This is a genomic window from Pantanalinema rosaneae CENA516 (genome assembly GCF_050753385.1).
In the GTDB taxonomy this organism is placed as follows: Bacteria; Cyanobacteriota; Cyanobacteriia; order Leptolyngbyales; family Leptolyngbyaceae; genus Pantanalinema; species Pantanalinema rosaneae.
Genome location: NZ_JBLZFZ010000001.1, coordinates 277,009 through 295,824, shown reverse-complemented (window position 1 = coordinate 295,824; position 18,816 = coordinate 277,009). Strand labels below are relative to the sequence as shown.

The window sequence follows — 18,816 nt, the reverse complement described above, 5'->3', positions numbered from 1 at the left end:
AGCAGTCATTGTGAACAGCGGTCAGTTAACGGGGACGATCGCAAGTGGGCAATGCCTGCGATCGCAGGGACACAACCATGCGTCACCTAGTGGCTGAGACTAATAGAGCCATTGCGAATAAAGTCCTGGCTAATGGGGGCAATATAGCGGACATTGGCTCGGACATAGCAAACTCCGGGTGTGCCTGAGGCATGGCTAGGCACCTGAGGATTCACCCGCAACCAGGGATTACCCTGATTGAAAACTACGGCATCTTGATTGGGGTTCGAGAAGACAGCTGTCACGATCGATCCGGGCATCAGAACCGATTTAACCGCACCGTTAGGTGTTGTGCGGCAGTTCAAGCCGCGATCGGTATCCACAACCAGCCACTTGGTATTTTGGAAATAGCCCCGGTTGCCCAGCACTCTAGCGGTTGTGAAGTCCCCTTGTCGGCTGGCGGTGGGTACTTCGGCAACCTGTGCCTGTGCGGGTAAGGCAGATAAACCTGTGGCTAGAGCGGCGATCGGCGCAATGGTAATGAGTGTGATGAACTTATGCATGGTAGAAATCTCCGTAGACAATTGAGTGAATGTGACTCGTAACAACGATCAGGGGCTGAGGTAGAAGTGCCAGCGCTGTTTGCTCAGCTCAAGTGCTTCTAAAATAGTTAACACACTAAATATTTCTGATTTCGGATAACGTTAGTCACCTTTTTTCGGTATCTTGACAACTTTTTTAGAAGAAAAATATTTTTCCGATTTAGCTGATTAATAGTGCATATTAATTGCCAATAGCCCGTATCTTTCTAGTCGATTTGAGTAAAAGTTGCTAGTAATTAATTGACTGATCCTGAGCTGATAGAAGTTGCAATTAAATTTCAGCCGAATTAGATTTAATCTATCCTTATATGCTCAAAAATAATAGGAAAAATATCACACAAATGGGTGCTCAGAGTTCTCCGGAATTGGATGTTTTCAATCTGATGCAGTAGGTAAGCAAACGCAAGGCAAACTAAAAACGACGGATTTCCTAATAGAAATTAGTCAAATCAATCAAACTTACACTTTGCTGAGTCGCACGAATCATAGCTATTCATCAGTGATTACGTTAACGAATTAGCTGTGATTTCAGTCACTCATAAAGAGTAGCGATCGAATACCTTGCAGCTACTTACCTATTCCCTCATCTAGGAGTTTTAATCATGACGACCACGATTCAAACCAACAAGCCCATTCTCCAACTTGGTTCTCAAGGGGCGGCGGTTAAAGAACTGCAAACCTTAATCAACAAGTTCCTCAACGCTGCTCGCCTGAAGGTTGATGGTATCTTTGGCACTCAAACTCTGGGAGCCGTTAAAGAAATGCAAGAACGCTTTTTCCTAACGGTTGATGGGATTGTGGGAGCTAAAACCTGGGCAGCGTTAATCGCTGGCAAAAACACTGAACTACCGGTATTAAAAGTCGGGAGTCAGGGCGATTTAGTCCGGCGAGTGCAGTCTCGGTTGGCAGTAAATGGCTATACCTTTGGCACGATCGATGGCATCTTTGGCATCAAAACGGAAGCAACCGTGAAGCGGTTTCAAGTCGATCGTAATCTTCAATCGGATGGCATTATTGGTCAGCAAACCTGGGTGCAACTGAGCTATTTGTATCCCTACTCACAACGCTAGAAATCATTTCTGTTCACGGCTGATGCATTGTTTACTCTCTCAATTGTAAATCCATTCACTCATCTAGGAGTTTCCATCATGACGACAACTGTACAGATCAACAAGCCTACTCTCCAGATCGGTTCTCAAGGTGCTGCGGTTAAGGAACTTCAGACACTAATTAACAACTTCTTTAACGATCCTCGTCTGGTAGTTGACGGCATCTTTGGTTCGGTAACGGAAGTGACGGTAAAAGAAATCCAAGAGCGGTTTTTCTTAGTGGTTGATGGCATTGTTGGTTCTAAAACCTGGGCAGCGTTGATGACCCGCAGAAATGCTGAATTACCAATTCTGCGGGTTGGCAGTCAAGGTGATTTAGTCCGACGGGTACAAGATCGGTTATCTATTCATGGCTATGCGCTAGGCGCGATCGATGCTGCCTTTGGTGCAAAAACGGAAGCGGCAGTGAAGCGGTTTCAAGTCGATCATTATCTCCGGGCGGATGGGGTTATTGGTCAAGAAACTTGGATGGAACTGAGCTACTTGTATCCCTATGTTGGGTGCTAAGGTAACTCCAATAGTGTTCTAACGCAGGACGCTATTACCTTCTTCAAAGTCATTCATGGACATAGTGCATTCAAGCCCGGTGGATCCCAACCGGGTTTTTTCGTATGTCTTTCCTTATGGCATCTTGAGGTGATCAGACGGCTAATCTAACAATGCGGTCGTCGGATTTAATGGAGTGCGCTACTGGCAAACGATCGACAAGTCCCTCCTCGATCGCTCAAGCAGGGACTATCGAAATTATGAAGTGGGATCATTAAAGCATTTCCTAACTGCGGAAGTGAGACTATTTGAGGTGGAACTGAACTAAAGCTCTTCACCATTGCTAGCCTGAGATGAAGCGATTCAGTAACCAACGACTCCGTAACGATGTTACTTTAGGAAATGTCAACGATCGATTGGAAAACCACTGAAGTCAAGTGAAACAAATTCACGCAGGAAACGATTTCAACCTCCTAATATTCGTGAATTTCAGGATTTGATTCGTCGGAGAAGATGATCAACTTCTTAACTACCAGAATAGTGCCAATTTGGCAGAACGACGATGAATGAGAACAAAGTTTACGATCGCCCATCTAGCCCCGTTAATTGTTGATATGCGGTTGATTCAGTTCGGTACACTTGGCGGCGGCGGCTTCATAGGCAGCTAAATATTCCTTGCCCCCCAGCATGACATCGCCGTAATATTCATAGGGCTGCGAGCCGTAGATGGGGAGCGGATCATCATCTGGGTAATCTTCCTTCGCTTCCTCGATCGCAGCTTTCAATTGTTTCACCGTTAAGCGTTGGGCAGCAAAATAGTGCAGGGCGGCAGCCGGTTTGCCCAAATGGGGAAAGGTCGGGTCAATAATGCGATCGTCTAACTCGATCCAGCTATGTTCGATCGGTTTATACGGTTTCCCAGTGAAGGCTAAAAAGCCCTGCACATAGTCAACTTCGCCTTTGAGTTTTAGAGCCGCTTTAAAGGCATTGTCAAAGGGAGCGCGAGCTTTACTGTGAATTTGTTCCGCCGTGGCGATCGAAAGCGGTTCATCCAGATGCTTCAAGAGAAATGCTGCCTTGCTCTAATCAGGGTCATTTTCCAGTTTAACGGTTGATTGCCCCATCCACTGCGGCGGCTATGCCTAAATATTAGAAGGGGTAAACCGTGGTTCACCCCATGAACAGATGGGAACTTAGGAACTGATTTAATCCCCATTCCTTAGGGCTTCAGGACAACTTTGATGCAATTATCCTTCTTGTGCTTGAAGACCTCGTAGGCTTTGGGGGCTTCATCTAGGGGCAAGCGATGGGTAATCACGAACGAGGGATCAATATCCCCCCGCCGCACATGCTCTAGCAAAGGTTTGAGATAACGGTGAACGTGGGTCTGTCCCATCTTGAAGGTGAGCCCCTTATTCATGGCTGCCCCCATGGGTACTTTATCCAGAAAGCCACCATAGACTCCGGGAATGGAAACATGTCCTCCTTTACGGCAGGCAAGAATGACCTGTCTGAGCGCCGTCGGACGATCAGTTTCCAGGCGCACCGCTTGTTTTGCCTGATCATAAAAGGCATCTAATCCCATGCCATGCGCTTCCATTCCTACGGCATCAATACAGGCATCCGGCCCGCGTCCCCCCGTCATTTCTTTCAGGGCTTCGCCCGCATCCACTTCCTCATAGTTAATGATTTCAGCATGGCACTGCTCCTTCGCCATTTGTAAGCGTTCGGGAATGCGATCGATCGCAATCACCCGTTCGGCTCCCAGCATGTAAGCACTTTTGATTGTGAACTGTCCTACAGGTCCACAGCCCCAAACGGCAACGGTGTCACCCGGTTGGATATTGCAGTTCTCGGCGGCCATGTATCCAGTTGGGAAAATATCGGTGAGGAATAATACCTGCTCGTCTGACAGTTCGGCAGGAACTTTCATTGGTCCTACATCCGCAAAGGGCACACGAACGTATTCTGCCTGTCCGCCCGCATAGCCACCTAGTAAATGGGAATAACCAAAAATCCCGGCGGGTGAATGCCCATAGAGCTTTTCTGCCATCCAGGCATTGGGGTTAGTGTTGTCGCATAATGACCACAAATCCCGTTGACAGAAGAAGCAGCCGCCACAGGAAATGGGGAAGGGAACGACAACCCGATCGCCAATTTGCAAATTGTGAACATCCTGACCCAGTTCGACTACTTCTCCCATAAACTCATGCCCCAGGATGTCGCCGGACTGCATGGTTGGGATGTAACCGTTATAAAGGTGTAGATCGGAACCACAAATTGCGGTTGAGGTGATTTTAATAATGGCATCTCGGGGATTGAGAATTTTAGGATCAGGGACATTATCGACCCGCACATCGTTTGCCCCATGCCAACATACTGCTTTCATGTAATACTTCTCCTAATTACGAGTCATTAACGCCCAGAGGGTTGCCCGTCCGTCGTAGCAATTTCTCCGGTTTCCATTAACTGCTTAAATCGATAGAGATCTTCACCAATTTGTTGTTCCGGTTCTTCCCCAAAAAGTTTGGCGATCGCAACACCAATGATCCCTGCCGGTGGTTGATACTCCAGCCTCACCTTGACTTCTGTTCCTCGTTCTCCCATCGCCGGTTGAAACTGAACCGATCCAACATGCTTGATGTCGGAACCTGCTACGGAAGCCCAGGCAATCAAGTGGTTCTCTTGCTCGTTGGTAATTTCAGCATCCCACTCAACGCTGGTTCCTAAAGGCGCATTTTCAATCCAGTGCGATCGGCGATCGTTGATGACATTGACGGATTTAAGGTGCTTCATGAAGCCGGGCAGGTTCTCGAAATCACGCCAAAACTGATAGAGTTCTGCGGCTGGTTTGTTGATAGTTACGGTCTTCTCAACTTTAATGTTCTGACCCATGAATCTTGTACTCTTGAGGAGAATTTGTGTGCTTGATGAAGCAAGCCTTTTCTCCTATGTTCAAGGAATGGATTCAGTGCTACATCACTCTGAAGAACCAGTTTCGGCATGTATGGATCTATACCAATTAAGCTGATATAAGCGATTTTAGAAAATACTTTGAGGATTACTGCTAAACAATAAATTGCCCCTGTTTGTTAAACAACAGAGGCTAGAGTGATCAATCAGGATTAACTGTCCTACGCCAGTTGATCAAGCTAAATCAACGGGTTAATATGATGCTCGCTAGATTAGTAAACACCCCGACGACGGGTAACAGCGTAGTAAATTGCTAGAGCAATAATGGCTCCTAATACAGCGAGAAATACCCCACCAATGCTTAAACCAGTAGCAGAAAGGGCTAACGTACCATTCACTAATAAGTTGTAAAGTGAACCTCCGACGAAAGCACCAACGACACCCAGAATTAACGTGCCAATAATACCGCCACCTTGACGACCCGGATAAATCGCTTTAGCGATCGCGCCAGCTAATAGACCTAATACAATCCAGGCAAGAATGTCCATCGTATCCTCCAAATTTGGTTACAAAAGATTGGTTGTTGCGTTGATTGATAACACGTTCGCGTTTATCCCAGACGGTGGAGTCCAGAAGTCATGATCGGCTTCTGCACCATGCTGGTTAGACTTTTATAAGCACAGATGTTAATGACTGATGATTTCTATGATCAAAAAACCGGCAATAATCGTTTGATTCAGTCCTACATCAGTGCAATTAGCATACTTTCAGAATATCGGCTGAATGATTGGGGTGTACCTATCTCAAGAGAGGAAACGGATAGGACGGAGGTTAGAGTTTTCAGGGAGAAGGCTTCTGTCTTTATGCAGAACGATGCAGCGAATTGGCGCTTTATACAGCAAGTCCCCACTTGATCCTTCAAGCAGGGACTTGTGCAATTTAGAGTGGTGGTATTGAGTGATTTCCTCAGAGTGGATGAAGCTATCTGGAGGTGAACTAAATGGAGAATTCAATCATTAATTAGCAGATAGATTGGAACCATTTAGCTGATAACACTCCCTTGCCATTAAATTGAGGAAATATCAACGATCGACTTAAAAACCACTGAAGTCAGTTGAAACAAATTCACGCAGGAAATGATGTTTAACCTCCTAATATTCGTGAATCTCAGAACTTGGTTTGTTTCAGAAGATGATCAACTTCTTACTTACTAGAGTAGTGCGGATTTGCTCAAACAGCCTGAAATGAGAACAAAGTTTACGATCGTCGCGTAGCAGCAATTGTCATCCTGATCCGCCCACTCTAACATCCGTCCAGACGCATTTCTACCGTTTTTGGAGAAAGCTTAAACACGGTATTGGGGCGGGTTCAACGGAGGGTTGCTGGGTTAGTTTGGCGATCGCAGGTTGGGTGCTAATTCTATGGAAGGCTTGGTGTAAGGAGAGTTCGTGTTCCAACGGATGGGGTGGGGCGGGGAGAGATGTTGCCTTGCCAGAGTCATAAAACTGGACTAAATTGACTAACCAGGGAACAAAATCTAGTACCTCTTCGGGTAACAATACTAATTCCAGCCCCCAGCTCTGGTTCATCTCTTGTCCGGCTTTCCGTTGCCGAGACACCCCAGCAAAATCGCCACCCCGATTGATCATTAATCGCAGCACAAACGGACGTTCTGGAATAAACTCATCCGGTGCCGTGTGAGCCACGATACATAGGTAATTTACTTGTTGCTGGCTATCAACCCAAGACGCGATCGACAGATTCCCAGCTTGCGAGTTCCGATTCGTAATTCTGACAGGACTATCCATCGCGGTTGCAAATAGCGAATAGGATGCCTGTCTCAAATTCGAGAGAGTTCGGATTGCGTCTGGAGTCATAGTTGAGTCAACCTCTTGATAGAACCGAACAAGTGCTAGATTGGTAATGCTGCCGGAACCTAATCGCACTAACGTTCAAATTCAGCTTGGGCAATCTAAAAATCATCCGGTAAGCTTGCCCCCTGCAAATAGGTCTGGCTCAGATTAGTTTGGCTGAGATCAACACCACTTAAGCTAGCATTGCTGAGATTTGCATTGGTCAAATTAGTATTAATTAACTTTGCCTTCGTTAAATTTGCTCCAGTCAAATTAGCATAACTCAAATTTGTTCTTGTTAAATTGGCTCCACTTAAGTTAGTTCCACTCAAGTTAGCACCCATCAAATTGAGATTCCGTAGATTCGCGGCAATGAGGTTTAAGTTTCGGAAGTCACGTTGACCAGCTTTGTAACGGCTGATCAGCTCTTTGATATCCATAGAGTTCCGCAAAGTAAGGGTGGGCTGGATGATGACCTGAGTGAAACTGAAAATCATTTAGTTGAAACGACGACGGCGACGTTTTTGTTTGGCTAGGGCTTTGCGCTTTTGCTTTTGAATTGGGGTTTCAAAGTGGCGATTCTTTCTCATATCTGGAAAAATTCCAGCATTGATCACTTTACGTTTGAAGCGACGTAAAGCGGATTCAATTCCTTCATCTTCACCAAGAATTACTTGTGCCATTTGATCTCCTATTGAATTTACGAGCATGTGAACTGAGCAAAGGTGCTGTCAAACTCAACTTTGACAGGTCAAAAATCTGCAAAATTCACATCAATTGAACACTTGAGTTCTGACTCCTGATCTCTAGCTGAATGGGCAAACAGCTTGACTCAAGCAGAGATAAACAAAATAGGGTAGACGCCTTGTCTACCCTCAAGACTCTCATGTTTTGGTCTTAGTTGACTGTTTAGTCGTGAGTTAGTAGCGAGAAGACCGATTATTGTTTGACCAGTTCCCTCTAGAAGATCCTCGATCTTCACGTGGTCTGGCTTTGTTTACCTTGAGATCGCGTCCCATCCACTCGGCACCATCCAGGGCTTCGATCGCAGCGGATTCCTCCGCTTCAGTTTCCATTTCCACAAAGGCAAATCCCCGAACCCGTCCAGTTTCCCGGTCAGTTGGTAGTTGAACTCGCTTAACAGTGCCATATTCAGAGAACGCTTCGGAAATTCCTGCCTCGGTCACTTGATAAGACAAATTCCCAACGTAGATAGACATCGTGATTCCTCCGAATCAAATTTGGGTGGAGAGTTAAATTCGGAGAATCGCCTGTGAACAAGGTTAGCCAACCGAAAATAATTTCCAAGATGCCCCAAGCCTAGCATGGATTTCCTAAATGAAGGCTTAAGCCAATTAAAAGAATTGCTGAACGTCAAGTTAATCTCTTAACTGGTTGGTGGTAAGACAATGCGACGGGCTAGACCCAATTGTTTCAGGAGCACGATCGCCCACCAAGTCATGTCAATTTCCCACCATTTCCAGCCAGCCTTCGCGACATTGGGATAGGCATGATGGTTGTTATGCCACCCCTCGCCATAGGTGAGAATGGCTGCCCACCAGAGGTTACGAGAGTTGTCGTCAGAATCGTGAGTGCGGTAGCCTGTAATATGAGTGGCGGAGTTGATCAGCCAGGTGCTATGCCAGAGTAAAACGGCGCGAACAAACAAGCCGTATACGACAAATGACCAGCCCCCTAACAGGTATAGCCCCACACCGAGCGGGAGTTGCAACAGTAAAAAGTAACGATCTAACCAACGATAAACGGGATCGCGATCGAGATCGGGGGCGAAATGGCGGTATGCCTCATAGCCAAAGAATTCGGGACGTTTGTAGAATAGCCAGAGCATGTGGCTCCACCAAAATCCCCGGCGGGCGGAGTAAGGGTCTTTATCAATATCTTCGGTATCCAGGTGATGGCGACGGTGTCCTGATACCCAAAAGATCGGGCCTCCTTGCAGCGCCAAGGCACCAATCACGGCGACCGCGTATTCTAAGCCCTTAGGTAATTGCAAACTGCGATGAGTCAGCAACCGATGATATCCCAGACAAATGCCGATGCTGCCAAATAGCCAATGCAATAGAATGGCAACGCCTAAGGCTGACCAGGAAAAGCACCAGAACGCGGAGAGGGCGAGCAGATGGAATACCGTGAAAAATGCAATATTTGTCCAATTGAGGACAAATGAATCACCGCGATCGGAAGCGGTGGCAACTGGATGAGAGGTCATGAAAATCCTTGTTACAGTAGCAGAGAGTATGCAAGTGTTACTTACATCTGTAGCCTAACAATTATTGTTTTATTCTGCAAGTGTCACTTGCATTTCCCCCATGCCTGCCTCCCCCCATCCAACCCGACAGCGTTTAATCCACACGGCTCTAGAATTATTTGCGGCTCAAGGTGTGACTGCCACGACCACCAAGCAAATTGCGGAATCGGCTGGCGTGAATGAAGTCACGTTATTTCGGCATTTTGGTAGTAAACATGGACTATTGCTGGCGGTGATTGAAGATGCGGCTGTCTTTACCCAATTAGGACAAGCGTTAATTCAAGAAGCAGAACAAGCTAATAGTATTCATCAAGCCCTCAAAGCCTATGCCACAGCCTGTTTGCAGGCCCTCGATCGCGTCCCGGAGGTGGTGCGATCGGTGGTGGGGGAAGCCGGACATTTTCCGTCCGAAAACCGCCAAGCCTTAGGACGGGGGTTTACCCAGGCGAATCATTATGTGGCGGAATATTTTCAAACTGTGATCGATCGCGGGCAATTACACACCTATCTTCCGGCAGAAAAACTGGCAAGTTTACTGAATGGCATGTTACTGGGATATGCCGTGATTGAGTTTACCAGCGAGTTACATCACCTCTGGCAAGATCGCCATGATTTTTTGGAGAATTTAGTCACGCTGTTTCTGCATGGAGCAGTATCGGCGACATCGCCCTTGCCTGAGCCTGCCAATTCGGTGAGTCATAGTCCAGTTCGGCTGTTCAAAGTGGCAGACCTATCGGCTGATACCGTTCGATTAATTTTACAACGGACAAAAAAAATCGGATTACAAGACTATGCGCTGGCGTATGTCTTGTTTGGTGCTGGACTAAGTCCAATCGAGATGGTGGGCTTAAAGCGATCGCATTATTTCAGCCATGCCCATCAACAACTCCTCCAGGTGCAGCCACGCAATGAGCGATTAGTGCCAATTAACCAATGGATTATGGGCAAGCGGTATGGCTCCTATACTCACAACCCACTGACACAATGGCTAAAAAGCCGTAAGGATCAACAATCCGCTCTATTCTTAAATCAATCTGGAGATCCGTTATCTGAACTAGAGTTCCGTCAACAATGGCACCTCTGGACAGAAGGGTTACGTTCATTAGAAGGGCAAGTGCTGGCGATCGAGCAAGCTCAACAAACTTGGTGTGTAGAAATGTTGATGCGAGGGATGACGGCGGAACAGCTTTGTTTGTTAACCGGCTGGACGGTGGCAGAATTCCAGCCCTATGTGAAACGGGCACAGGAGAAAGCTGCCCTCGAAGCCGTGATCAAATTAGACCAAAAAGCCTAGTCGCGACAATCTCTGGGTTGGCTCGGACTGTGTTTGTAACTGCCAATAAATGTATCAAAACCATGGGAAAAACATCTACTAAAAACAACTGCTTTTACAATTGAAATTAGATAGCTGTAGGGGGCTCTGGCAAGGGTTTAAACCACTTCTGCATGGAAATACGGATAATACGGGTTAAAGGCAAAGTGATAAATTGCCTTAATTATGAGTGTGAAATGGCATCAGAATCCTTTAACATGGCAATACGATTTCGTGGATGATTCGTCTCAGAGGATAGTTGAAAAGGTATGGTTTGTTCTATGCGTCCCTCAGCGATCCCCACCTTGGCAAGGCTACAGTGTATACACAGCTCCTCAACCACCTCAAAATCCCGCATTTAGCCCCCCTAGCCCCCCAATTCTGGGAGTTCCCTAAGCTCGTTGTATATCAAGCTGGAGCAGCTTTGTGGATTCAGCGATCGCTCATCTTAGCTGGATGGTGAATGTATGGCTAACCGCCTAACTCAGCTACATCGCCACTGGTTACCCTATATTGTCCTAATAGGAACCCTATCCCTGACGGCGCTTTCGGCTCATTATGCTGAGAGTACGGCTAGAAGCAAAGACCAATTGCGGTTTGAGAATGAGGTACAGCGAACTGAAGCTGAAATTCAGCAACGTTTAACTACTTACACCGCCTTGTTACGATCGGGAGCCGGGTTATTTGCCGCCAGCGATACCGTTAGTCGCCAGAGCTTTCAAAACTTCGTTGCCCAGTTAAAACTCCGGGAACATTATCCGGGTATTCAAGGGTTTGGCTACACCATCCGTCTTCAGCCGGAGCAGCTTCCCGATTTAACGGCAGACATGCGCCGCCAGGGGTTGTCTAACTTTAGCATTCGTCCCCAAACTCCTCGCAGCGAGTATCACGCGATCATTTACCTGGAACCGATGGATCGTCGCAACCAGGCGGCGATTGGCTATGACATGTTTACGGAAGCGACACGACGGGCGGCGATGGAGCAGGCGCGAGATACTGGACAACCGGCGGTTTCCGGGCGGGTGACGTTGGTACAGGAAATTGATCCCCAAAAACAGGCAGGCTTTTTGCTGTATTCACCGATTTATCGGAGTAACACGGTACCCGCTACCCTGGCAGAACGCCGATCGCAGCTTCAGGGTTTTATCTATAGTCCCTTTCGGGCAGATGATCTGTTTGAAGGAATTTTTCGGTATCAAAACCGACGACTGGTGAATGTATGGGTTTACGATGGCACTGATCTGCGCCCCGAATCCCTGCTCCGTAGTCCCCATCCCAGTTTAGCTAGCCATCCGTCCCAGTTTAGGGCAGTGCGACAAATTAATGTGGCTGGTCGCACCTGGAGTCTGGTCATTGCCTCGCGATTGAGCCTGGAGCAGGCATCTGAAAGCCGCTATGCCCGTTACATTTTACTGGCAGGTATTTTAGGTGGCTTGGTATTGTCTGGATTGACCTGGGCACAGGTTCGCGCCCGTCAGACGATCGAGCAAACAGCGATTTGGTTACGCCAGTCAGAGGTGCGATTTCGGACTTTAGTGGAGCAATCCTCTCTGAGTATTCAAATTCTGGCTCCCGATGGGACTTCAGTGCAGGTAAATCGTGCCTGGGAAGAATTGTGGGGATTAACCCTGGATCAGCTCGATCATTACAATCTGCTCCAAGATCCGCAACTGATTGAAATGGGCCTCATGCCCTATATTAAGCAAGCCTTTGCGGGGCGGGCAACGGCGATTCCGCCAGTCCGATATGATCCGAAGCAATCTCTGCCAGACAGTCCTACCGGGATTCCGCGCTGGGTACAGGCTTATATCTATCCAGTCAAAGATCAGATCGGGCAAATTCGGGAAGTTGTGCTACTCCATGAGGATATTACAGAACGCGAATTAGCTGAACAAGCCTTAAAACGTAGCAATGAGCGACTGGGCTTGCTGTATGCCATGTCAAGTAGTCTGCTGTTGCATGACCAACCAACCGACTTTATAAGTAGTTTGTTTAGTCAACTCTCTAATCACTTGGACTTAGAAATTTATTTCAATTATTTGATCGATCGCAACAGTCAAAAACTATTGCTCAACACCTATAGCGGTATTCCTGCTGCTGCTGCCGAAACGATTCGCTGCCTGCGAATTGAGGATACAATTTGTGGCTTAGTGGCTCAAACGGGTAAGCCCTGTATTGTTGAACAGGCGCAACAATCAACCGATCCGAAAACCACATTACTGCGATCGCTACATTTGGCAGCTTATGCCTGTTATCCCATGCTGTCGGGTGATCAGGTGATTGGAACGATCGCGTTTGGTACTTGCAAGCGAGAGTGTTTTCGGGAGGATGAATTAGCCTTGTTACAGGTGGTAGCCGATCAAATTGCGACCGCTTTAGAACGGGCATATCTCGTCCAAACATTGCAGCAACAAACGGAAGAATTGGTGCAGGCGAATCGCATGAAGGATGAGTTTCTGGCGGTGCTGTCCCATGAACTTCGGACTCCGCTAAATGCTATGGTAGGTTGGACGCAGTTATTACGAACTCGCCAGTTTGATGCGGCAACGACGGCTCGGGCGCTGGAAACCATCGATCGCAATACCCAATCATTAATGCGATTGATTGAAGATTTACTGGATGTCTCACGAATCATTACTGGGAAACTTCAATTACATTTAACGGAGGTTAATTTAGCGGCGATCGTAGACATTGTCATGGAAACAGTTCAGCCTAATGTAGCGGCAAAACAAATTACGGTGCGATCGCAACTCGATACATCGCTGACTTTGCAAGGAGATGCGAATCGGTTACAACAAATTGTCTGGAATCTACTCTCAAATGCGATTAAGTTCACACCAGAGATGGGGGAAGTGCAAGTGAATTTACAACGAGTTGAATTACCAGCATCGGTGGCAGAATCTGGAGGTAAGTTAGGAAGAACTGTAGCGCAATTGACGGTAAGTGATACTGGTCGTGGGATCCCCGCCGATTTCCTCCCGTATGTGTTCGATCGCTTTCGGCAGGCGGATAGTTCAACCACTCGTCATTATGGTGGATTAGGATTAGGTTTGGCGATCGTGCGACATTTAGTAGAGTTACATGGGGGCATGATTTATGTGAACAGTGATGGTGAAAATCAGGGAGCGACGTTTGTGGCGATGTTTCCCTTAGACAAAATGACTTTAAATGTACCCACTAAATCCTTAGAAAAACTGCTCTCACCATCCCAAGCTCTAAAGGGGATGAAACTTTTAATCGTGGATGATGAAGCTGATGCGAGGGAGTTGATTACAACCGTATTGACCCAAGCAGGGGCAACGGTGACAGCGGCGGCAACGGTTAAACAGGCATTGGCTATTTTACCCAGTTTCCAACCGGATGTGTTGGTGAGTGATATTGGAATGCCCGAAGCCGATGGCTATGAGTTGATTCGTCAGATCCGATCGTTAGCGGCAGATCAGGGCGGACAGATTCCCGCGATCGCGTTAACGGCGTATGCTGGCGAACTGAATCGACAGCAGGCATTGTCAGCCGGATTTCAATATCACTTAACCAAACCAATTAATCCCATTGCCTTGGTGCAGGCGATCGTCGAATGTACTCATCTCAAATCCTAATGTTGGGATTCAGCTGTCCTTGGACAGACTTGCAAGCGATCAGTCCCGTTGTTCAGCAGGTCTTAGCGGCGCGATCGCTCCTGGTAGCGGACTAATCAACGACTAACCCATCTTTGACATGTATGGTGCGCTGGGTTTGGGCAGCAACATCCGGTTCGTGGGTGACAATGACGATCGTAATCCCTTGATGGTTTAAATCCGTCAGCAGATTCATCACCTCATGGGAGGTTTGCGTATCAAGTGCGCCTGTGGGTTCGTCAGCTAACACTAACGCCGGACGATTGACCAGTGCCCGAGCGATCGCCACCCGTTGCTGTTGTCCGCCGGATAACTGATTGGGACGGTTCAATAGCCGTTCTGCCAACCCAACCCGGACTAAGGCTTCCTCGGCACGTCGCCGTCGCTGGGATTTGGGGATGCCCGCATATACCATCGGTAACATGACATTTTCTAAGGCCGTCGATCGCGTCAGCAAGTTGAATTGTTGAAATACGAAGCCAATCCGTTGATTGCGAATGTAGGCTAACTCCTCATTGTTTAAGCTGGTGAGATTTCTGCCTTCCAGCACATAATGTCCATCCGAAGGACGATCGAGGCAACCAATGATATTCATCAACGTGGATTTGCCGGAACCCGATGCTCCCATAATTGCCACATATTCACCTTCCTCGATCGTTAGATTAATCCCTTTTAACACCGGGACATCCATTTCACCCAGCCGATAGGTTTTAATGATATCCTCCATCCAAATCATGGTTGCCATAACAATGCTTTATTCACTCCGTAAGGCTGCGATCGGATCGAGGCGTGCCGCATTGCGGGCAGGGATTACTCCCGCCACCAATCCCACTACTAAGGCTAAGGAAAGTCCAGCAACGATCGAGAACAGGGACACCACAAACGGAAATTGAAATAAGCGGGAGGCGGCAAACGCCAGCCCCACCCCGATCGAGACTCCCAAGGCTCCCCCCAGCAGAGAAACAATCATCGCTTCCGTCAAAAACTGACTCAGAATGGCGCTGTTCGTTGCCCCGATCGCTTTACGAATCCCAATTTCTCGGGTGCGTTCCACGACAGACACCAGCATGATATTGGCAATGCCAATGCCACCGACGACCAGGGAAATCCCGGCGATCGCGCTGACTAAGATCGTAAATAATCCCACGACACTGCTAAAGGTGTTAATAATGTCAACTTGATTGCTAATCCGAAAATCATCCGGATTAGGAGGATAAATATTATGGCGTACTCGTAATAAATTGGTGACTTGAAACTGAGCCGCTTCCAGTTCAGCCTGGTCTGCTGCCTTTAACCAGACTCCACTAATGGCAGTACCCGTGAGGGAATTATTGCCAACAATCCGAGATGACATATTGGTCAGTGGAATATACACGCGATCGTCCTGATCCTGTCCCCCGACAGACCCCTTGGATTCCATCACCCCAATCACCCGATAACGCCCAGTTTGAATCCGTACACTATTGCCGATCGCGGGTCGTCCGGAGCCAAACAAATCATCTCTAACGCGGCTTCCCAACACCACCACAGGCTCGGCATTATCTAAATCATCCTGGGTAAAAAACTGCCCTTCTTGAGGATGGATTTCTTTGACCGTAGGATACGCCAGATCAACGCCTAGAATCATTGTGGATTCATTCTGCTCCCCATAGACCACCTGACCCCCGCGTTGTAAATAGGCAGTTACCGCTTCCGCTGCCGGAACCTGTCTGGCGATTGCCTGAGCATCCTCCCAGGTTAAGGTCGTTGCCGAGCCGGAGCCTTGACTAATTCCCCCCGATCGAGCCGCTCCCGCCAACACCAGCATGACATTGGTGCCTAATGCCTGGATTTGTTGCTCCGTGGCTCTCTGCACCCCCTGTCCCACCGAAGTCACCATAATCACCGATGCAATCCCAATAATCACGCCGAGCATCGTCAGGCTGGTACGGAGACGATTGCTCCAGAGCGCCTCGACAGCCATGGTCGCCACTTCCAGCCAGGAGACTTTAGTCGGTCGAATTCGCGCCCCTACCGCTACCTTAGGCTGCACCACCGTCGCCATCTTCCCCATCTTCCCCATCTTCCCCATCTTCCCCATCTTCCCCATCTTTCCCATCTCCTGCCCTTGCCTAACCACCGCCACCCCGTCTACCGCCGCCACCGCCACCTCCCGGAGGTCCACCACCCATACCGGGGAAGATCGAAGGCGTTCTAGAGGCAGGACGTTCACCTTGCGGGAAACTGAGTAGTACGCGATCGCCCACATTCAGACCCGACTCCACTACCGTCTTATCATCAAGGGTGACGCTGGTGGTAATGGGTTGAAAGCGGGGACGACGATTTTCCTCCTGACCGATGAGATATACCCCGCTACCCTGGTCTTGTCGGACGATCGCCACGGTCGGCACCACTAAGGCATCACTGAGAGTGCCCACCTGAAACTCGACATTGACGTTCATCCCTGCCTGTAACAGGTTTTTGGCATCTACGACCGAGGTTTTAACTTCAAAGTTGGTGACATTTTGCTCCACAGTCGATTGAGTAGCGACCTGGACTACTTTCCCCGTAAAGGTTTGATTCGGGTACGCATCTGCTGTAATCGTCACAGGTAACCCAACTTTGATTTTAGGAATACTGGTTTCTGCGACTTTGGCTTCAATCCGATTGGTGGCAGCCAGTGCCAGAATCGAGGACGAGGTGGCGGAGGATTCCGCACTACTGGAGGTGGTCGGAGTCACGAAGGCTCCCGGATCGGCATATTTGCGAGTAATCACCCCACTAAAGGGGGCGCGAATTACTGTATCGTTAATTTGCGTTTGAATGGTGCGTAATGCCCCTTCTGCATTCAAAACCTGGGCACGCGCCGCCGCAATGTCCTCTGGACGGGAACCAGACTGTTGCAAACTGAGGGCTTGCCGGAGTTGTTCGACCTGGGCGCGGGCGGCAGCAACCTCTTCCGGTCGAGTACCAGACTGTTGCAAGTTAAGGGCTTGCTGGGCTTGCTCCACCTGTGCCCTGGCGGTGTCTAAGCCTGTGCGAGAGGTATCTAACTCACGCTGAGAGATCGCTCCGGTACTGTAAAGCTGTTGATTTTGGTTGAAGGTGAGTTCAGCCTGCCGCAAATTGGCTTGGGCGGAGGTTAACTGTGCCTGAGCCTGGGCAACCTCCTGGGGACGATTGCCAGCAACTAAGCGATCGAGATTAGCTTGAGCCGCCGCAAGTTGCGCTTGGACTTGGGCAATTTCTTGGGGACGATTGCCTGCCAGTAGTTTATCCAGATTGGCTTGGGTAGAGGCGAGGTTTGCCTGGGCTTGTAGGAGTTGTCCCTGGAGGTTAGAGGCATCCATTCGAGCCAGAATTTGTCCTGCCTCAACCCGATCGCCCTCCTTGACCAACAGTTCTTGGAGAATGCCCGAGTTCTTGGGGCTAACGTTGACCGATCGCTCTGGCTGCACTGTGCCATTGGCTGAGATTGTGATTGGTAGGGTTTGACGCTCTACGGCGACGGTTTGCCCCCCCCGGCGGGTTGCCTGTCGTTGTGTCGTTGTCACCTGGCTATAGGCGACATAGGCTCCAGTTCCTAGTAGGCTCAGAACCAGCACTCCTAACAACCAGGTGGGTAATCTGAACTTCCACTTCATCCAATCGGATACCACAGCGACTTCCCCCTTATCTTAGATCGTGACTGAATGGGTTGAAATCAAGTTGGGTTAGCAATCGTAGGGTGTGTTTCGATACAGATGTTTCGGGAACAGGTTGGTGAGTAACGGGGGCGATCGGGATGACTGAGGCGGTGATGCCGACGATCGTGAATAAGCACAAAATCCGCAGGGGCTTGAGATGGGGTAGCATACTGACCTCTGATACAGCAGGAATTCAGGGTGTCGGAGTTGCGAAGCTGGGCGATCGTGGTTGCTTTAATCCAGTTGTCACAACTTCACGAACTCATAGGCTGAGGGGGCAAGGTTGAACTCCCAAAATCCCCCAATGTTGAGGGACTTTGGGTTCGCTTTCCGCCAAGATCAGGGCGGTGGCTTAATTGTTCCGGGATTGCGAGAACTGAGGTCTTTGACCACGGGATTGGCGGCGTTGTTGGTATTGCTGTTCAAACTGCTGTTTCTGTTGCCGTTGTTCTGGCGTTAACACCGCATCCATTTGGGCTTTGGTCGATTGCATCACGGCATCAATTTGTGCCTTTTGTTCGGCGGTCAGATTTAAGCTGGCAAAACCACCACCTGGTCCACGGCGATCGCCCCGATTAGCGCGTAATTGTGCCTTTTGTTCGGCGGTTAAATTGGGACGGCTACCGTTGCCATCGGGACGGAAGTTAGGGCGATTGGCTTTCGCGGCTTGGAGTTGTGCCTTTTGTTCCGCCGTGAGAATGGCATCAATCTGAGTCCGGCTAGATTCCATGATTTGTTTCATCTGTTCCTGTTGCTGGGAAGTCAGATTCAGGACGTTAGGTTTAGGGCGCTGAGGACGTTCGGTTGAGTTATTAGGAGTATTGGGAGTGGTAGATTGGGCACCCACGGGGATCGCACTCCCGATCGCCAGAGCGATCGCCACTGCCCCAGCCATCAGAGGCAGCAGTTTTTGACTGGAAAGCAGATTGGGTAAAGATTGTGAATTCATTGTCGTTCCTGATAATTTGGTCGTCGAATGAATATCGACACTCAAATCCTAGAGGGCGATCG

The 18,816-nt window shown here is 48.6% G+C and carries 19 protein-coding genes; 4 read left to right on the top strand and 15 right to left on the bottom strand.

Annotated elements, in window-relative coordinates; translation table 11 throughout:
• Window positions 1-86: 86 nt before the first annotated feature.
• Complete coding sequence (locus tag ACN4EK_RS01050; protein WP_431655466.1) at window positions 87-542, bottom strand: hypothetical protein; 456 nt, start codon at window positions 540-542, stop codon at window positions 87-89.
• Window positions 543-1,183: 641 nt separating this feature from the next.
• Between ACN4EK_RS01050 and ACN4EK_RS01045 the strand changes: the two genes are divergently transcribed.
• Both ACN4EK_RS01045 and ACN4EK_RS01040 read left to right on the top strand, forming a co-directional pair.
• Window positions 1,184-1,651, top strand: a complete 468-nt coding sequence (locus ACN4EK_RS01045; RefSeq protein WP_431655465.1) for a peptidoglycan-binding domain-containing protein — start codon at window positions 1,184-1,186, stop codon at window positions 1,649-1,651.
• A 78-nt stretch (window positions 1,652-1,729) separates the two neighbouring features.
• Window positions 1,730-2,197 (top strand): peptidoglycan-binding domain-containing protein, encoded by a 468-nt coding sequence (locus ACN4EK_RS01040; RefSeq protein ID WP_431655464.1) that lies wholly within the window; start codon window positions 1,730-1,732, stop codon window positions 2,195-2,197.
• Between the two features lie 581 nt (window positions 2,198-2,778).
• Here the strand turns inward: ACN4EK_RS01040 and ACN4EK_RS01035 are convergent.
• The 9 genes from ACN4EK_RS01035 to ACN4EK_RS00995 form a co-directional block, all read right to left on the bottom strand.
• Window positions 2,779-3,240 (bottom strand): hypothetical protein, encoded by a 462-nt coding sequence (locus ACN4EK_RS01035; RefSeq protein ID WP_431655463.1) that lies wholly within the window; start codon window positions 3,238-3,240, stop codon window positions 2,779-2,781.
• A 155-nt stretch (window positions 3,241-3,395) separates the two neighbouring features.
• Window positions 3,396-4,565 carry a zinc-dependent alcohol dehydrogenase gene (locus ACN4EK_RS01030; protein WP_431655462.1) on the bottom strand — a complete coding sequence of 390 codons (1,170 nt, stop codon included), beginning with the start codon at window positions 4,563-4,565 and terminating at the stop codon, window positions 3,396-3,398.
• 26 nt (window positions 4,566-4,591) lie between these two features.
• Complete coding sequence (locus ACN4EK_RS01025; protein ID WP_431655461.1) at window positions 4,592-5,071, bottom strand: SRPBCC family protein; 480 nt, start codon at window positions 5,069-5,071, stop codon at window positions 4,592-4,594.
• 290 nt (window positions 5,072-5,361) lie between these two features.
• Window positions 5,362-5,637, bottom strand: a complete 276-nt coding sequence (locus tag ACN4EK_RS01020; RefSeq protein ID WP_431655460.1) for a GlsB/YeaQ/YmgE family stress response membrane protein — start codon at window positions 5,635-5,637, stop codon at window positions 5,362-5,364.
• A 777-nt stretch (window positions 5,638-6,414) separates the two neighbouring features.
• Window positions 6,415-6,966 carry a hypothetical protein gene (locus tag ACN4EK_RS01015; protein ID WP_431655459.1) on the bottom strand — a complete coding sequence of 184 codons (552 nt, stop codon included), beginning with the start codon at window positions 6,964-6,966 and terminating at the stop codon, window positions 6,415-6,417.
• 95 nt (window positions 6,967-7,061) lie between these two features.
• Window positions 7,062-7,382 carry a pentapeptide repeat-containing protein gene (locus ACN4EK_RS01010; protein ID WP_431655458.1) on the bottom strand — a complete coding sequence of 107 codons (321 nt, stop codon included), beginning with the start codon at window positions 7,380-7,382 and terminating at the stop codon, window positions 7,062-7,064.
• Between the two features lie 57 nt (window positions 7,383-7,439).
• Window positions 7,440-7,625 carry a 30S ribosomal protein S21 gene (gene rpsU / locus ACN4EK_RS01005; protein WP_431655457.1) on the bottom strand — a complete coding sequence of 62 codons (186 nt, stop codon included), beginning with the start codon at window positions 7,623-7,625 and terminating at the stop codon, window positions 7,440-7,442.
• A 237-nt stretch (window positions 7,626-7,862) separates the two neighbouring features.
• On the bottom strand, window positions 7,863-8,162 hold the full coding sequence (locus ACN4EK_RS01000; RefSeq protein WP_431655456.1) for an RNA recognition motif domain-containing protein: 300 nt from the start codon (window positions 8,160-8,162) through the stop codon (window positions 7,863-7,865).
• Between the two features lie 167 nt (window positions 8,163-8,329).
• Window positions 8,330-9,172: an acyl-CoA desaturase gene (locus ACN4EK_RS00995; protein WP_431655455.1), complete on the bottom strand. Its 843-nt coding sequence runs from the start codon at window positions 9,170-9,172 to the stop codon at window positions 8,330-8,332.
• Window positions 9,173-9,272: 100 nt separating this feature from the next.
• Here ACN4EK_RS00995 and ACN4EK_RS00990 point away from each other — a divergent pair, with 100 nt between their 5' ends.
• Window positions 9,273-10,505, top strand: coding sequence for a TetR family transcriptional regulator (locus ACN4EK_RS00990; protein ID WP_431655454.1), 1,233 nt, complete (start codon window positions 9,273-9,275; stop codon window positions 10,503-10,505).
• A 485-nt stretch (window positions 10,506-10,990) separates the two neighbouring features.
• Window positions 10,991-14,122, top strand: a complete 3,132-nt coding sequence (locus ACN4EK_RS00985; protein WP_431655453.1) for a CHASE domain-containing protein — start codon at window positions 10,991-10,993, stop codon at window positions 14,120-14,122.
• Window positions 14,123-14,213: 91 nt separating this feature from the next.
• Here ACN4EK_RS00985 and ACN4EK_RS00980 read toward each other — a convergent pair whose 3' ends face one another.
• The 5 genes from ACN4EK_RS00980 to ACN4EK_RS00960 all read right to left on the bottom strand — a co-directional run bounded on the left by ACN4EK_RS00980 (window position 14,214) and on the right by ACN4EK_RS00960 (window position 18,754).
• Window positions 14,214-14,885: an ABC transporter ATP-binding protein gene (locus ACN4EK_RS00980; RefSeq protein ID WP_431655452.1), complete on the bottom strand. Its 672-nt coding sequence runs from the start codon at window positions 14,883-14,885 to the stop codon at window positions 14,214-14,216.
• A 9-nt stretch (window positions 14,886-14,894) separates the two neighbouring features.
• Window positions 14,895-16,304: an ABC transporter permease gene (locus tag ACN4EK_RS00975; protein WP_431655451.1), complete on the bottom strand. Its 1,410-nt coding sequence runs from the start codon at window positions 16,302-16,304 to the stop codon at window positions 14,895-14,897.
• Window positions 16,252-17,763: an efflux RND transporter periplasmic adaptor subunit gene (locus ACN4EK_RS00970; protein ID WP_431655450.1), complete on the bottom strand. Its 1,512-nt coding sequence runs from the start codon at window positions 17,761-17,763 to the stop codon at window positions 16,252-16,254. The genes ACN4EK_RS00975 and ACN4EK_RS00970 overlap by 53 nt, the downstream gene beginning before the upstream one ends.
• 28 nt (window positions 17,764-17,791) lie before the next feature.
• Window positions 17,792-17,974: a hypothetical protein gene (locus ACN4EK_RS00965; protein ID WP_431655449.1), complete on the bottom strand. Its 183-nt coding sequence runs from the start codon at window positions 17,972-17,974 to the stop codon at window positions 17,792-17,794.
• A gap of 183 nt (window positions 17,975-18,157) precedes the next feature.
• The gene (locus tag ACN4EK_RS00960) at window positions 18,158-18,754 is read right to left on the bottom strand and encodes a hypothetical protein (RefSeq protein WP_431655448.1); all 597 of its coding nucleotides are present in this window, start codon (window positions 18,752-18,754) and stop codon (window positions 18,158-18,160) included.
• Window positions 18,755-18,816 lie beyond the last annotated feature (62 nt).